At 72.4% G+C, this 14,114-nt stretch carries 10 protein-coding genes; 1 reads left to right on the forward strand and 9 read right to left on the reverse strand.

Annotated elements, in window-relative coordinates:
• Positions 1-122: 122 nt before the first annotated feature.
• The 3 genes from ACFV6E_RS12795 to ACFV6E_RS12805 all read right to left on the reverse strand — a co-directional run bounded on the left by ACFV6E_RS12795 (position 123) and on the right by ACFV6E_RS12805 (position 2,626).
• The gene (locus ACFV6E_RS12795) at positions 123-1,544 is read right to left on the reverse strand and encodes a chaplin (protein ID WP_385461298.1); all 1,422 of its coding nucleotides are present in this window, start codon (positions 1,542-1,544) and stop codon (positions 123-125) included.
• A 127-nt stretch (positions 1,545-1,671) separates the two neighbouring features.
• Positions 1,672-1,929, reverse strand: a complete 258-nt coding sequence (locus ACFV6E_RS12800; RefSeq protein WP_385160630.1) for a chaplin — start codon at positions 1,927-1,929, stop codon at positions 1,672-1,674.
• Positions 1,930-2,224: 295 nt separating this feature from the next.
• The gene (locus ACFV6E_RS12805; RefSeq protein WP_385160632.1) at positions 2,225-2,626 is read right to left on the reverse strand and encodes a rodlin; all 402 of its coding nucleotides are present in this window, start codon (positions 2,624-2,626) and stop codon (positions 2,225-2,227) included.
• A gap of 293 nt (positions 2,627-2,919) precedes the next feature.
• Between ACFV6E_RS12805 and ACFV6E_RS12810 the strand changes: the two genes are divergently transcribed.
• On the forward strand, positions 2,920-3,321 hold the full coding sequence (locus tag ACFV6E_RS12810) for a rodlin (protein WP_385160634.1): 402 nt from the start codon (positions 2,920-2,922) through the stop codon (positions 3,319-3,321).
• A 98-nt stretch (positions 3,322-3,419) separates the two neighbouring features.
• On the opposite strand, the gene ACFV6E_RS12815 is transcribed toward ACFV6E_RS12810, so the two are convergent.
• The 6 genes from ACFV6E_RS12815 to mmsA all read right to left on the reverse strand — a co-directional run bounded on the left by ACFV6E_RS12815 (position 3,420) and on the right by mmsA (position 14,102).
• Entirely contained in the window at positions 3,420-5,339 is a 1,920-nt protein-coding gene (locus tag ACFV6E_RS12815) for an AMP-dependent synthetase/ligase (protein ID WP_385461099.1), read from the reverse strand.
• 70 nt (positions 5,340-5,409) lie between these two features.
• Complete coding sequence (locus ACFV6E_RS12820; RefSeq protein WP_385461102.1) at positions 5,410-6,999, reverse strand: von Willebrand factor type A domain-containing protein; 1,590 nt, start codon at positions 6,997-6,999, stop codon at positions 5,410-5,412.
• Between the two features lie 151 nt (positions 7,000-7,150).
• Entirely contained in the window at positions 7,151-8,050 is a 900-nt protein-coding gene (locus ACFV6E_RS12825) for an ABC transporter permease (RefSeq protein ID WP_385461105.1), read from the reverse strand.
• Positions 8,047-10,698, reverse strand: coding sequence for an alpha/beta fold hydrolase (locus ACFV6E_RS12830; RefSeq protein ID WP_385461107.1), 2,652 nt, complete (start codon positions 10,696-10,698; stop codon positions 8,047-8,049). Before ACFV6E_RS12830 ends, ACFV6E_RS12825 begins: the two co-directional genes overlap by 4 nt.
• Positions 10,699-10,805: 107 nt before the next feature.
• On the reverse strand, positions 10,806-12,254 hold the full coding sequence (locus ACFV6E_RS12835; RefSeq protein WP_385461110.1) for an APC family permease: 1,449 nt from the start codon (positions 12,252-12,254) through the stop codon (positions 10,806-10,808).
• Positions 12,255-12,578: 324 nt separating this feature from the next.
• Positions 12,579-14,102 carry a CoA-acylating methylmalonate-semialdehyde dehydrogenase gene (gene mmsA / locus ACFV6E_RS12840; RefSeq protein WP_385461113.1) on the reverse strand — a complete coding sequence of 508 codons (1,524 nt, stop codon included), beginning with the start codon at positions 14,100-14,102 and terminating at the stop codon, positions 12,579-12,581.
• Positions 14,103-14,114 lie beyond the last annotated feature (12 nt).

The raw sequence follows: 14,114 nt of genomic DNA on the forward strand, positions 1-14,114 counted from the left end.
CAGCAGCGCCGCGCCGGCGGCCGAGGCCGCGTACAGGCCGTCGGCACCGGTGTCGGCCAGCGCGGCCCTGGCCTCGGCGGGCGCGCCGTGCTCGATGGCGTACGTCGTCGGTGGCGCGTGGGTCAGCGGCGGTGCGCCGCGGGCCGGTTGCGCCGGTACAGCACGGCCCCGCCGAGCAGCAGCGCCGCGCCGGCGGCCGAGGCCGCGTACAGGCCGTCGGCACCGGTGTCGGCCAGCGCGGCCCTGGCCTCGGCGGGCGCGCCGTGCTCGACCGTCGACGGCAGGGCGGGCGGAACCTCCTGGTGAGCCGCGGGCGGGGTGTGCACCGGCGGGCTCTGGGGCGGGGTGCCGGGCTCGCCGGGCGGGGTGTGCGGAGGCGTGTGGGGCGGGGTGTGGGGCGGCGTGTGCGGAGGCGAGTGCGGGGGCTCGTTCGGCGGGGTGTCGCCGTAGCCGCCGGGACCGCTCTCGCAGTCGTTGCCGAAGGCGGGGTTCGCCACGCCGACCACATCGGCCGTGAGCCCGCACACGTTCACCGGCAGGTCGATCGGCGCCTCGGCGGCGTTCCCAGACACCACCCCGGGCGAGCCCTCCGCCACAGCGTGCGCCCCGCCGTGCGAGCCGCGGTGACCACCCGGATGACCTGAGTGCTGGGGGTGGTGCGGGTGCTGGGTGTGCTGAGGACGGCTCGAGTGCTGCGGGTGGTGTTCCGGACGGTCCGCGTGCTCTGCGTGCTCTGCGTGCTCTGCGTGCTCTGCGTGACTCGGGTGGCTCGAATGACCCGAGTGATCCGAGTGATCCGAGTGCGTTGGGTGGTTCACGTGCTCTGAGTGATGCGGGTGCTGGGGGTGCTGCGGACGCTGCGGCTCGGGCTGCGGCTGCGGCTGCGGCTGCGGCTGCGGCTGCGGCTGCGGCACATGCTGCGGGTGCTGCGGGTGCTCCACATGCTGCGGCGGCTGCGGGCGCTGCGTGTGGCCCGCGTCGCCGTGCCCGACGGGACCGTGCCCAGCGGGACGGTGGCCCGCGTCGCCGTGCCCGACGGGACGGTGCCCAGCGGGACCGTGACCCGCGTCGTCGTGCCCGGTGTGACCGTGCCCGAAGGGACCGTTCCCGGCGAGACTCTGCCCGGCGTCGTCGTGCCCGGAGGACCCCGGCCCGAACGGACCGTCCCCGATGGGACCAGGACCGGCGGGACCGCCCGGAGCCCCGTGCTCCTGCGTGCCGTCCGACTCATGGTGCTGCGGGTGGGAGTCAGGGTTGGGCACGGGGTTGGAATGGGGCTGGGGCTGGGTGTGGGTGTGGGGCTGGGTGTGGGTGTGACGCGGGCGCGAGTGGTTGGCGCAGGAGTTGCCGAAGGACGGATTCAGCGCGCCGACCACGTCGGCGGAGTTGCCGCACGCGTTGACCGGCACATCGACCGGCACCTGCACACTGTTGCCGGACGCCACGCCGGGAGACTGCGCGGCGACCGCGTCCGCGCCGGAGTCCGCCGACGCGGGGTTGCCGTACACGGACAGCAGGCCCGTCGCGGCCGCGGCCATGACCATTCCCCTGCTCAAGGTCTGTCGCAATGTCGTTGTCCTTCTGCATCTGAGAGTGGGAAAGCCGGCCCTGGAACCGAGGGATCAGTCCAGGGCCGGCGGGGCTCAGCCGGGCGGCTGGGCGTTATCGGCGTCAGTCGTTGACGCAGGTGTTGCCGAACGCCGGGTTCAGCAGGCCGATGACGTTGATCGAGTTGCCGCACACATTGACGGGAACGTGCACGGGAACCTGGATGGCGTTGCCCGAGACGACACCCGGCGAACCGACGGCCGCGGCCTGGCCCCCGGCGTCGGCGAACGCGGGAGCGGCCATTCCCAGGGCCATGATCACGCCGGCGACGACGGCTGCGCTCTTCTTGTGCTTCACGTGCTTTCCCTTCTCTGCGGTCATGCCCCTGTGGCGGCCTGGACCGAGCGAGCACGACTTGACCGGCTCGCAGCACGACCTGCGCGCTGTAAACGAAGAACGGAGACCCGAAGAAACTGCGGGACGAACCCCGTTCGGCTTTTCACTCAGATGCTCCGTACGGAACCCACGCGGCGCTCGGATTCACGTGAAAGAAACTCTCCGCTCACACACAGCGCGATATTTCCCGCCGTGTTCCGTAAGCAGTGGGAACACACCTGACAAAGAAGCCCGGGCCGCCCGCGAGTGGAATCGCGAACAGCCCGGACGCCCGGAGGGGTCAGTCGGCCTCGGTGACCGCCGACAGGGCCGAGACGTCCTCCAGAACGTGCGACAGAGCGCCGTCCCGCTTGGACTCCGTGGAGTTCTCGGTGCACTGCTGGTTGATGTCGTCGGCCAGGACGTTGATGTCCTGGATCGGGATGGCGATGACGTTCACGATCGGAAGGTTGATGTCCTTCAGACCGACGCACGGCTTGTTCAGCGTGCCCTGAACCAGGGACAGCGCGGGGCTCATGTTGCCCTTGGTCACCGAGTTGCCGAACGACGTCGAGGCACCGTTGCCGCTGGCCGAGCCCGGGCCGGAGTCGTCGCCGATGGCAAGCGCCTGGGGCGCAGCCGCCACTGACATACCGATGACGGAAGCGGCGGCTGCTGCGGTGACCATAGCCTTCTTGAGCACTTCAAGTTCCTTTCCTCGTAGCGACGCATGCTCTACGGCCTCATCAACACGACCCATCGGGATTGGTTGCGGCCGTTCACCCGATTGGCTCGCATGAAACCGCGAAACACCGGAAAGCAGCCGGGAAACGGCGGAGGAACCGCCGGAAACCGCAGGCGACACGCGTTCGCCGCCCGACCGGTAGGACAAGAAGTGGAATGTGGGCCGACCGGGTGAAGGCACGAAACCGCCTAGTCCTCACGGAGTTGACCAGAGGGCTCCGGTGACGGGGTTTCCTCAGAAAGGACTGGCCAGTGATCAAGAAGGTTATTGCCACCGCGGCTCTCGCCGCTTCCGTCGTCGGAGCCTCCGCCATGGCGGCTCCGCAGGCGCTGGCGAACGGCAACGACGAGGGCCCTGCCGCGGCCAGCGGCAATGGCGCCTGGCAGAGTTACGGAAACTCGGCCACGTACGGCAACATGAGCCCGCAGATGGCCCTCATCCAGGGCTCCTTCAACAAGCCGTGCATCGCCCTGAAGGACATCAACGTCCCCGTGGTGAACGTCATCGCCGTCCCGATCCAGGACCTCAACGTCCTGGCCGACGACATGAACCAGCAGTGCGCCGAGAACTCCACCCAGACCAAGCGGGACGGCGCGCTGGCGCACCTGCTGGAGGACGTGTCGGTCCTGTCGTACGCCCACGAGCGGGACTGATCCCCACGGGCTGTGCAGCGGGCCGCCGGTTCTCCGGCGGCCCGCTGTCGTGTGCGTTCCGGGCCCACCCGGGCGTCAACGGCTCGTACGACGCCTCGTCAACCCCCGTACAGCGCCTCCACGGCGTCCGTGTAGCGCGTCGTCACCGCGTGCCGCTTGACCTTCAGCGACGGTGTCAGCAGTCCGTTGTCCTCCGTGAACTCGCCCTCGACCAGCGTGAATTTGCGGATGGACTCGGCGCGGGAGACGGCCTCGTTCGCGTAGTCGACCGCCTTCTGCACGGCGGCGATCATCCGGGGGTCCCGTACGACCTCGGAGAGCGGGGTGTCGGGCGGGAGCTTGCGTACGGCGAGCCAGTGGGCGACCGACTCGGGCTCCAGGGTGATCAGGGCCGCGACGAACGGGCGGTTGTCGCCGACGACCATGCACTGGCCGACCGGGGGACGGCTGCGCAGACGGTCCTCCAGGACGGCGGGCGAGACGTTCTTGCCGCCGGAGGTGACGAGGATGTCCTTCTTGCGGCCGGTGATGGTGAGGTAGCCGTCGGCGTCGAGGGCGCCGAGGTCGCCGGTGGCGAACCAGCCGTCGGTCAGCGCGGCACCCGTGGCCGCCGGGTTGTTCCAGTAGGCGCCGAAGACGACACCGCCCTTGACCAGCACCTCGCCGTCGTCGGCTATGCGGATCGCGGTGCCGGGGACCGGGAGGCCGACGGTGCCGGGGCGGGGGCCGAGCGGGGGTACGACGGCCGCGGCGGCGGTGGTCTCGGTCAGGCCGTAGCCCTCGTAGATCATGATTCCGGCGGCGTAGAAGAAGAGGTTGAGGTTGCGGTCGAGCGGGGAGCCGCCGCTGATGGCGTAGCGCAGCCGGCCGCCGAGCTCCTTGCGGACGCGGCGGTAGACCAGCAGGTCGTACAGGGCCCAGGCGGCGCGCAGGCCGGGCCCGGGGCCCTTGCCGCGGCCGAGGAGGCGGTTCAGGTGCGCCTCGGCGAAGCGGACGGCGATGCGGTCCGCGCGGTCGAAGGACGAGCCGCGGCCCATCTTCTCGGCGGTGGCGCGGCCGGTGTCGTGGATCTTCTCGAAGAGGTAGGGCACGCCGACGACGAAGGTGGGGCGGAACGCCCGTAGTGCGGGCCGGAGTTCGTCGGGTTTGAGGCTCGGGCAGTGGCCCAGCTCGATGCGGGCCATGAGGCAGGCGATCTGGATCGAGCGGCCCAGGATGTGGGCGAGCGGGAGGAAGAGCAGGGTCGAGGCGACCTGGCCGGTGACCTCCTTGAACAGGGGGTGCAGCAGCTCGACCGTGTTCGCCGCCTCGGCGTGCAGATTGGCGTGCGTGAGGACGCAGCCCTTGGGGCGGCCCGTGGTGCCGGAGGTGTAGCAGAGGGTGGCGACGGTGTCGGGGGTGAGGGCGGCGCGGCGCTTGGTGACGTCCTCGTCGGTGATGTCCCGGCCCAGCGCGGCGAGTTCGGCGAGGGCACCGGCGTCGACCTGCCACCCGCGCGGCGGTTCGGCGTGCCCGGCGGTGGCGGTGGTCACGGCGTCGGTGTTGGCGCGGGTCTCGGTGACGACGAAGCGGGCGCCCGAGTCCCGGACGATCCACTCGATCTGGTCGGGGGACGAGGTGGCGTAGACCGGGACGGTCTGGCCGCCGGCCGCCCAGACGGCGAAGTCGAGGACGGTCCACTCGTAGCGGGTGCGGGACATCACGGCGACCCGGCCGCCCGGTTCGAGCCCGGCGGCGATCAACCCCTTGGCGGTGTCGGTGACTTCGCGGGCGAAGGCGGCGGCGGTGACCGGGTGCCAGGCGCCGTCACGCTCGCGGCGCAGCACCACGGCGTCGGGTGCCTCGGCCGCGTTGGTGAAGGGCAGGTCGGCGGTGCTGCCGGTGGTGGCGTGCGGTACGAGGGGTTCGGCGCGGGCCTCGCGGACCGTGCCCGTGCCGTCCCTGACGAGTTCGATCCTGGTGCGGGCCGCGAGGTCGGTGCGTTGCTTGGCCCGTTTCAATTCCGTGCGTACGCCCATGGCGGCTCCCGGATCCGGCTGATGCCCTGGTCCTTACTCCCGAGTAAACTTACTCATGCGTAAGAAAAATTCAATGGGTCGTGCCGGACCGGTACCGCAGCTCGTTCGCGCGGGAGACCGCCTGGGCGAGGCCGTCGACCGCGCTGCTGCCCGCCGCGTCCGCCACCTCGCGGGCCGGGCCGACCAGTTCGGAGAGGGAGGGCGCCCCCGGCAGCGGCTCCCAGCGGGTGTCGCCCCCGCGCAGGGCGTCGGCGAAGTACGCCGCCACGGCGCTGACGCGCAGGCCGGTGCTGCCGGAGGACCACAGGTCGTCGCCGAGGGCGGCGGTCTCCAGCTCGCCCGACGTCTCGTGCGGGGCGCGGGTGCGCGGGTCCAGCCAGCGGACGGTCGCGGTCGCCAGGTGGCCCGAGGCGCCGGGCCGGGTGCGGACGGCGTAGAGCGCGGTGACCGTGTGGCCCGGGCCGACCTCGCCGCCGTCCACCCGGTCGTCGCGGAAGTCGTCGTCGGCGACCTGCCGGTCGTCGTAGCCGATCAGCCGGAAGTCCTCGACCGTCCCCGGGTCGAAGGCGACCTGGGCCTTGGCGTCGCGGGCGGTGAGGCCGACGTTGCGCGGCAGTTGGTCGCAGAAGACCGTACGGGCCTCTTCGGTGCCGGAGACGTACACGGTGTGGCCGTCGCCCCGGTCGGCGAGGCGCTCCATCAGGGCGTCGCCGTACTCGCTGCCCACGCCGACGCCGAACAGGGTGATGCCGTGGGCGCGGCGGGCGTCCGCGATCCGCTCCAGGATGGAGTCCGCGTCGGTGTCGCCGGTGTTGGCGAGGGCGTCGGAGAGCAGCACGACCCGGTTGGTCGCGCCCTCGCGCAGACCGTCGACGGCGGTGGCGTAGCCGGTGCGCACGCCGGCGCCGAGGTTGGTCGAGTCGGTGGGCTCCAGGCGCCCGACGGCCCGGTGCACGCTGCCGCGGTGGCCGCCGAGGCGGGTCATCGGCAGCACCCGCTCCGCCTCGTCGCTGAAGGTGACCAGGGCGACCGAGTCGTCGTCGCGCAGCCGGTCCGTCATGACGTCGAGGGATTCCTTGACGAGGTCGAGGCGGCCCGGCTCGCCCATGGAGCCGGAGATGTCGATGACGAAGGTGAGGGCGGCGGGCGGGCGTTCGCGGTCCGTCTCGGCCGCGCGGGTGGCGAGGCCGACTCGGAGGAGCGACCAGTCGCTCCCGCCGGTGCGGTCGCCGTCGACGGTGCCGGTGCGGGCGCCGTCCACGGTGACCGAGAAGCCGTTGCCTGCGGGGCGCCGGTAGTCCTGCGGGAAGCTGTTGACGAATTCCTCGGGGCGCACGGTGGCGGGGTCGGGCAGCCGCCCGTCGTCGAGGGCGCGGCGGGCGTAGCCGTACGAGGCGGTGTCGACGTCCAGGGCGAAGGTGGAGAGGTGATCGGGGGACGGGGCGAACTCGCGGTCCTTCTGCCCCTGTTCGCCCGTGGTGCCGTCCGGGGCGGGCAGCGGGAGCGTGCCGCCGCTGGAGCGGCTTCTGCCGTCCGACGTGTAGCCGTGGTCGTCGCTGTCGCCCCCGCCGCAGCCGGTGAGCAGCACGGCGCCCGCCAGTGCCCCGGCGAGCAGGGTGCCGCGCAGGCGCCGTGCGCGGTGGGTTCGGTCCTTCGCCATCCGTGCCCCCTCGGTGAGCGGCCTGTGGTGACCGACGTCTGTGACTGTGACGTCCGAGGGGGCGCGGTCGTGCGCCACGGGGCGTTGCGGATGAGTTGCGAAGCGGCCACGGCGGGGGCCCGCCGTGGCCGGTAGGTGATCCTCCGGAGACCTAGGAGACGATGTCCTTGCGCCTGAAACCCCTGAAGGCCAGGGCGAACAGCACCAGCGCGTACGTTATGGAGACCGAGGCGCCCTGGAGCATGCCGCCCCACTCCATAGTGGGCTGCACGGCGTCGGCCCAGGCGAACTGCCAGTGCGCGGGCAGGAAGTGCCGCCAGTCGCCGAGCGCGGTCACCGCGTCCAGGACGTTGCCGACGATGGTCAGTCCCACCGCGCCGCCGACCGCGCCGAGCGGGGCGTCCGTCCGGGTCGACAGCCAGAACGCGAGCCCGGCGGTGACCAGTTGGGACACGAAGACGTACGCCACCACGATCAGCAGGCGTCCGGTCGCGGTGCCCGTGGCCAGGGAGCCGCCGGTGGGGATCTGGAGCGGTCCCCAGCCGTAGGCGACCGAGCCCACGGCCAGGGCGACGACCGGCAGCAGCACGATCGCGGCCAGGCTGAGGCCGAGCGCCACGGTGAGCTTGGACAGCAGCAGCCGGGCTCTGGGCACGGGCGCCGCCAGCAGATAGCGCAGGCTGGACCAGCTCGCCTCGGAGGCGACGGTGTCCCCGCAGAACAGGGCCACCGGGATCACCAGCAGGAAGCCCGCCGAGACGAAGAGGCTGACCGCCGCGAAGTTCGCGCCCGACGCGGTGGCCGTGTCCATCAGCGTGACCCGGCCGCTGCGCGAGCCCGGTTCGCCGCCGACCGCGAAGGCGACGACGAGGACGAAGGGCAGCAGGCCGAGCACCGCCGCCATGACCAGGGTGCGGCGCCGCTTGACCTGCCGGGCCAGCTCCACCCTGAGGGGGAGCGTGCGCCCCGGACGGTAGCCGTCGGCCGTCTCGGCCCCCGGCCCGGTGCCGGTCCCGGTCCCGTTCTCGGTGCGCTCGGTGAGCGTGCTCATGCGGAGCCTCCGATCAGCGTGAGGAAGGCGTCTTCGAGGCGCCGGTTGGGGCCGACCGACGCCACCGGTACGTCGAGCCGTACGAGGTCGGCGACCAGGCGCTGCGGGCTGCCCTCGGGGCCGAGGCGGACCAGCAGCCCGTCCTCGGTGACGGCGGCCGAGACCACGCCGGGCAGCGCGCCGACCTTGTCGGCGACCGGCTCGGTCACGGGCACGGCGGTGCCGACGAGGAGGGTGTCGCCGGAGCCGACGATGTCGCGCACCGGGCCCGCCTGCACCAGCCGTCCCCGGTCCATGACCACCAGATGGGTGCAGGACTGCTCCACCTCGGCGAGCAGATGGCTGGAGACGATGACCGTGCGGCCCGCCGCCGCGTAGCGGATCATGACCTCGCGCATCTCGCGGATCTGCGGCGGGTCCAGGCCGTTGGTCGGCTCGTCGAGGATGAGCAGGTCGGGCAGGCCGAGCATGGCCTGGGCGATGGCGAGCCGCTGGCGCATGCCCTGCGAGTACGTGCGCACGGCGCGGGCCAGGGCGTCGCCGAGCCCGGCGATCTCCAGCGCCTCGTCCAGGTGCGCGTCCCCGGGCGGGCGTCCGGTGGCGCGCCAGTACAGCTCCAGGTTCTCCCGGCCCGACAGGTGCGGCAGGAAGCCCGCGCCCTCCACGAAGGCGCCGACCCGGGACAGGACCGGTGCGCCGGGGCGGATGGCGTGCCCGAAGACGCGGATCTCGCCGCCGTCGGGCGTGATGAGGCCCATCAGCATGCGCAGGGTGGTGGTCTTGCCCGCGCCGTTCGGCCCGAGCAGGCCGAGGACCTGGCCCTTCTCCACCCGGAAGGACAGTTCCCTGACCGCGTACCGGTCCGCCGACCTCGCGTAGCGCTTGCTCAGGCCGGTGATCTGGAGCGGGACGTCGGCGAGGGCGGGGTCGGGCTCCGCGTCGGCGGTGCGGCGGCCCCCTGTGAGCAGCACCGCGAGCGCGATCAGCGCGCCGGCCACGGGCAGCCACCACACCCAGGAGGGCAGCGCCGTGTCCGCGGTCTGCACGCCGGGCACGACCGGCACCTTCAGGTCGCTCTCCAGGGACACCGTGTACGTCGCCGGGGTCACCGGCGAGGCGTATCCGAGGTCCGTGGAGGCGAGGACGAGGCGCAGCCGGTGTCCCTTCCTGAACTCGCGGTCGATCGCGGGCAGGGTCAGCTCCACGTCCTTGCCCGCCTTCGCGCCCTCGACGCGCACCGGCGTCACGAGCCCCGAGGGCAGCACCTGGCTGGTGCCGTCCGGGCCGACGTCGTACACCTTGGCGAAGAGCACCGCGTCGTCGCCGGTCGACTTCACGTGCACGGTGGCCGTCGGGGAGCCGGTGATCCGCAGGTCCTTGCCGAGGGGTGCGGAGTCGAACTTGGCGAACTGCCCAGGGAAGTCGATCGACAGGCCGACGCCGAGCGAGGAGAGCTGGGACAGGCCGCCGCCCTCGTCGCCGAGGCCCGGCAGGTTCGATATGGCGGGCGGGTTCGCGCCCGCCGGGTTGGCGAAGCGCTGCTCGCGTCCGGCGAGCGCGACGCCGCGCGGGCCGCTCTCCAGACCGGGGTAGGTGTCCGCGCTCGCGCCGCGCAGCCGGGCCGCGCCGTCCGTGGAGTCGACGCCTCCGGTGCGGGTGACGCGGAAGGCGGGTCCCGTGTCCGCCTTCTTGTCGTCCTTCAGATAGCGGTCGAACCAGGTCTCCACGCGCGCGTGGACGCGGTCGGCCTCCATCTCGCCGCCGTCGTGCCCGCCCGCGATCCAGTCGACGTCCACGGGCGCGCCGTTGGCGCGGATCGCCTTGGCCGCCGCGTCCGCCTGGCCGAGCGGGAAGAGCGAGTCGGTCTGGCCCTGGACCAGCAGCGTGGGCACCTTGACGCGGTCGCCGACGGCGGACGGGGAACGGGCGTCGAGCAGCGCACGGGCCGCGGCGTCCGGCTTCCCCGACTCGGCGACCCGGTTGTACATCGCGCACAGCTTCGGCTCGAACTTCCGGCAGCCGCCGCCGGTGTTGATGAACAGGCCCGCCCAGAGCTTCTTGAACACCCCGTTCGGGAACAGGGCGTCCGCCAGGTTCCAGTACGTGATCTCCGGGGCGATGGCGTCGACGCGCTGGTCGTACCCGGCGGCGAGCAGGGAGACGGCACCGCCGTAGGAGGCGCCGCTCATGCCCACGCGCGGGTCGCCCTTGCCGTCGAGCTGCACCTCGGGCCGCTTCGCCAGCCAGTCGACGAGCGCGGAGACGTCCGCGACCTCGCCCTTCGGGTCGTTGAGCCCGATCGAGCCGGTGGAGGCGCCGAAGCCGCGGGCCGACCAGGTCAGCACCGCGTACCCGTCGCGGGCGAGGTCCTCGGCCTGCTCCCGCACGTCCTCCTTGCTGCCGCCGAAGCCGTGGGTCAGCAGGACGGCCGGGCGGCGGCCCGAACCGGCCGTGAAGTACGAGGTGTCGATCCTCGCGCCGTCGGTGGCCAGCACTCTGTCCGTGCGGTGCACGGCGGGGGCCTCGTCCGAGGCGGCGGCCGTCCAGGTGCCGGCGCCGGCGAGCACGACGACGGCGGCGGCAGCGGCCGCCAGCCGCCGCGGCCGCCACCGTGCGGGGCCGCGCAGTCGGGGCAGTCGAAGATCCATGCGTCCACGGTACGGGCCGCCGCCGACAACCGATGCAGCCGCCGGTCTGAACCCCGGGACCTCCCAGAGGCGTACGGTCCGCGCCCGCCGTACCGCGGGCGCGGTACTCAGGCGGCCCGGTCCGCCGCGTCCTCGGGGATCGACACCAGCCAGCGGGTGGCGGTGCGCGGGCGCAGGTAGAACGCCCAGTAGAGGGTGGCGACGGCCGTGATGCCGCCGGTCCACAGCAGGTAACCGACCTCCTGCTGACTCAGGATGTACGCGAGCACGGCGATCAGGAGCACCGGCACGGCGGGCCACAGCGGCATGCGCCAGGCGGCGGTGCGGGCGTGCGGGCCGCGCCGGGCGAGCAGGGCGGCGACCGCGACGAGCAGGTACATGCCGGTGACGGAGACGCCGGTGACGCCGTACAGGGTGTCCAGGTCGACGAAGCACAGGGCCGCGCCGGGGACGCCGACCACCAGGGTGGCCACCCACGGGGAGCCGAACCGGCCGAGGCGGGACAGCCCCTCGTTGACCGGCCGGGGCCACGCCTTGTCGCGGGCGGAGGCGAACAGCACCCGGGAGTTCTGGATGACCATGACGATGCCCGCGTTGACGATCGCGAGGGCCACGCAGAGGCTGACGAAGGTGCCGACGGCGGAGCTGGACCAGGCGGTGACCATGGTGCCGATGTCGCCGCCGGTCAGCGCGGCCAGGTCGGGGGCGCCGAGCGTGATCGCGGCCACCGGGACCAGGATGATCACGGTGGAGATGGCGAGGGTGGCGAGGACGGTACGGGCCACGTTGCGCCGCGGGTTCTCCAGTTCCTCGGAGAGGTAGACGGCGGTCGAGAAGCCCTGGGTGATGAACAGGGCGATGGCGAGCCCGGAGACGACCAGCATCGCCGTGACGGTGTCCGCGTGCCCGCCGGCCCCGGCCACCTCCATCGACACCAGGCTGCCCGCGCCGCGCTCACTGTGCGCGAAGCCGAGGACGGCGACGACGGCCGCCGCGATGACCTCCAGGACCAGGAAGACGCCGGTGATCCAGGCGTTGGCCCGCAGGTCGAGCAGTCCGGCCAGGGTGGCGAGCAGCATGACGGCGGCGCCGCCGTAGGCGGGGTCGAGGTGCACGAGCGGTTCGAGGTAGTCGGCGGTGCCCATCGCGATCACAGGCGGCACGATCACGACGACGAGCAGCGACAGGACGAAGACCAGCCAGCCCGCCAGCCGCCCGGCCATCGTGGAGACCATGGCGTACTCGCCGCCCGCGCTGGGGACGAGGGTGCCCAGCTCCGCGTAGCAGAACGCCACGGCGATACAGAGCAGCGAGCCGATGGCGATGGTGAGCGCGGTGGCCGTGCCCAGGGTGGAGAAGAGGTCGGGCACGACCACGAAGAGGGTGGAGGCGGGGGTCACGCAGGAGAGCGTCAGCAGGGTGCCGCCGACGACGCCGATGGAGCGCTTGAGCTTCTGGGGACTGCCGGAGGAGCCCCCGGACGCCGCGGGGACGGCGTCCGCACCGGGAGCGGCAGTCCCGGCGGCTGTCTCGACAGGGCGGAGCGTGTCGGTCATGGAGCGGTTCCGATCGACTCGTGCGTGAGGGTGATCTGCCGGGAGCGCTATCGCCTCCGGCGGATCGTGTCGTGCGTACCTCGTTCCGCTCCCGGTTGCCGTGAATGGAATCCGACGGAAACCGTTACGTCAATGACTGTTCGCCTACGGAATTCGCAGATGAAAGACCCTGTGAATGCGCATCAGGCCACAACTGGGCAAGCGCCGTACCCGCTTGCGGCCGTACGGGAACCGCAGCGCGCGCGGGCAAAAAAATGCGGCCGCCCGCATCGCGGACGGCCGCACCGAGGGCTTTGCAGGAAGCCAGAGGGCTCGGGCAGGCGGTCAGTGGTTGCGCGGGAAGCCCAGGTCCACGCCCGCCGGGGCCTCGGACGGGTCCGGCCAGCGGGTGGTGACGACCTTGCCGCGGGTGTAGAAGTGCGTGCCGTCGTTGCCGTAGATGTGGTGGTCCCCGAAGAGGGAGTCCTTCCAGCCGCCGAAGGAGTGGTAGCCGACGGGCACCGGGATCGGCACGTTCACGCCGACCATGCCCGCCTCCACCTCCAGTTGGAAGCGGCGGGCGGCGCCGCCGTCCCGGGTGAAGATCGCCGTGCCGTTGCCGAACGGCGAGGCGTTGATCAGCGCGAGCCCCTCCTCGTACGTCTCCGCGCGCAGGACGCACAGCACCGGGCCGAAGATCTCGTCCTGGTAGGCGTCGGCCGTCACCGGGACGCGGTCGAGCAGCGACAGGCCGATCCAGTGCCCGTCCTCGTACCCCTCGACGGTGTAGCCGGTGCCGTCGAGGACCACCTCGGCGCCCTGGGCCGCCGCGCCCGTCACGTACGAGGCGACCTTGTCGCGGTGGGCCGCCGTGATCAGCGGGCCCATCTCGGAGGACGGGTCGGTGCCGGGACCGATCTTGATCTTCTCGGCGCGCTCGCGGATCTTCGCCACCAGCTCGTCGCCGATCGCGCCCACGGCGACGACCGCGGAGATCGCCATGCAGCGCTCGCCCGCCGAGCCGTACGCGGCCGAGACGGCGGCGTCGGCCGCCGCGTCCAGGTCGGCGTCGGGCAGCACCAGCATGTGGTTCTTGGCGCCGCCGAGCGCCTGGACGCGCTTGCCGTTCGCGGCGGCGGTGGTGTGGATGTGGCGGGCGATCGGGGTGGAGCCGACGAAGGAGACGGCGGCCACGTCCGGGTGTTCCAGGAGGCGGTCGACGGCGACGCGGTCGCCGTGCACGACGTTGAAGACGCCGTCCGGCAGCCCCGCCTCCGCCAGCAGTTCGGCGAGCTTCACCGACGCCGACGGGTCCTTCTCGCTCGGCTTGAGGACGAAGGTGTTGCCGCAGGCGATGGCGATGGGGAACATCCACATCGGCACCATGGCCGGGAAGTTGAACGGCGTGATGCCGGCGACCACGCCCAGCGGCTGGCGGATGGAGGCGACGTCCACCCGGCTGGCCACCTGGGTGGACAGCTCGCCCTTGAGCTGCACGGTGATCCCGCAGGCCAGGTCGACGATCTCCAGGCCGCGGGCGACCTCGCCGAGCGCGTCGGAGTGCACCTTGCCGTGCTCGGCGGTGATCAGTTCGGCGATCCCGTCACGGTTGGCGTCGAGCAGCGCCCGGAACTTGAACAGGATCGCCGAGCGCTGGGCGAGCGAGGACTGCCCCCAGGTCGCGTACGCCTCCTTGGCGGCGGCGACCGCGGTGTCCACCTCGGCCGCGGTGGCGAAGGCGACCCGCGTGGTGACGGCGCCGGTCGCCGGGTCGGTCACCGGGCCGTACGTACCCGAGGCGCCCGCGGCGTTCTCAACGGGCCTGCCGCCGATCCAGTGGTTGACGATCTTCGTCGTGCCAGACGTCATGCCAGAAACTCC

The organism is Streptomyces sp. NPDC059785 (assembly GCF_042732375.1).
Classification (GTDB): domain Bacteria; phylum Actinomycetota; class Actinomycetes; order Streptomycetales; family Streptomycetaceae; genus Streptomyces.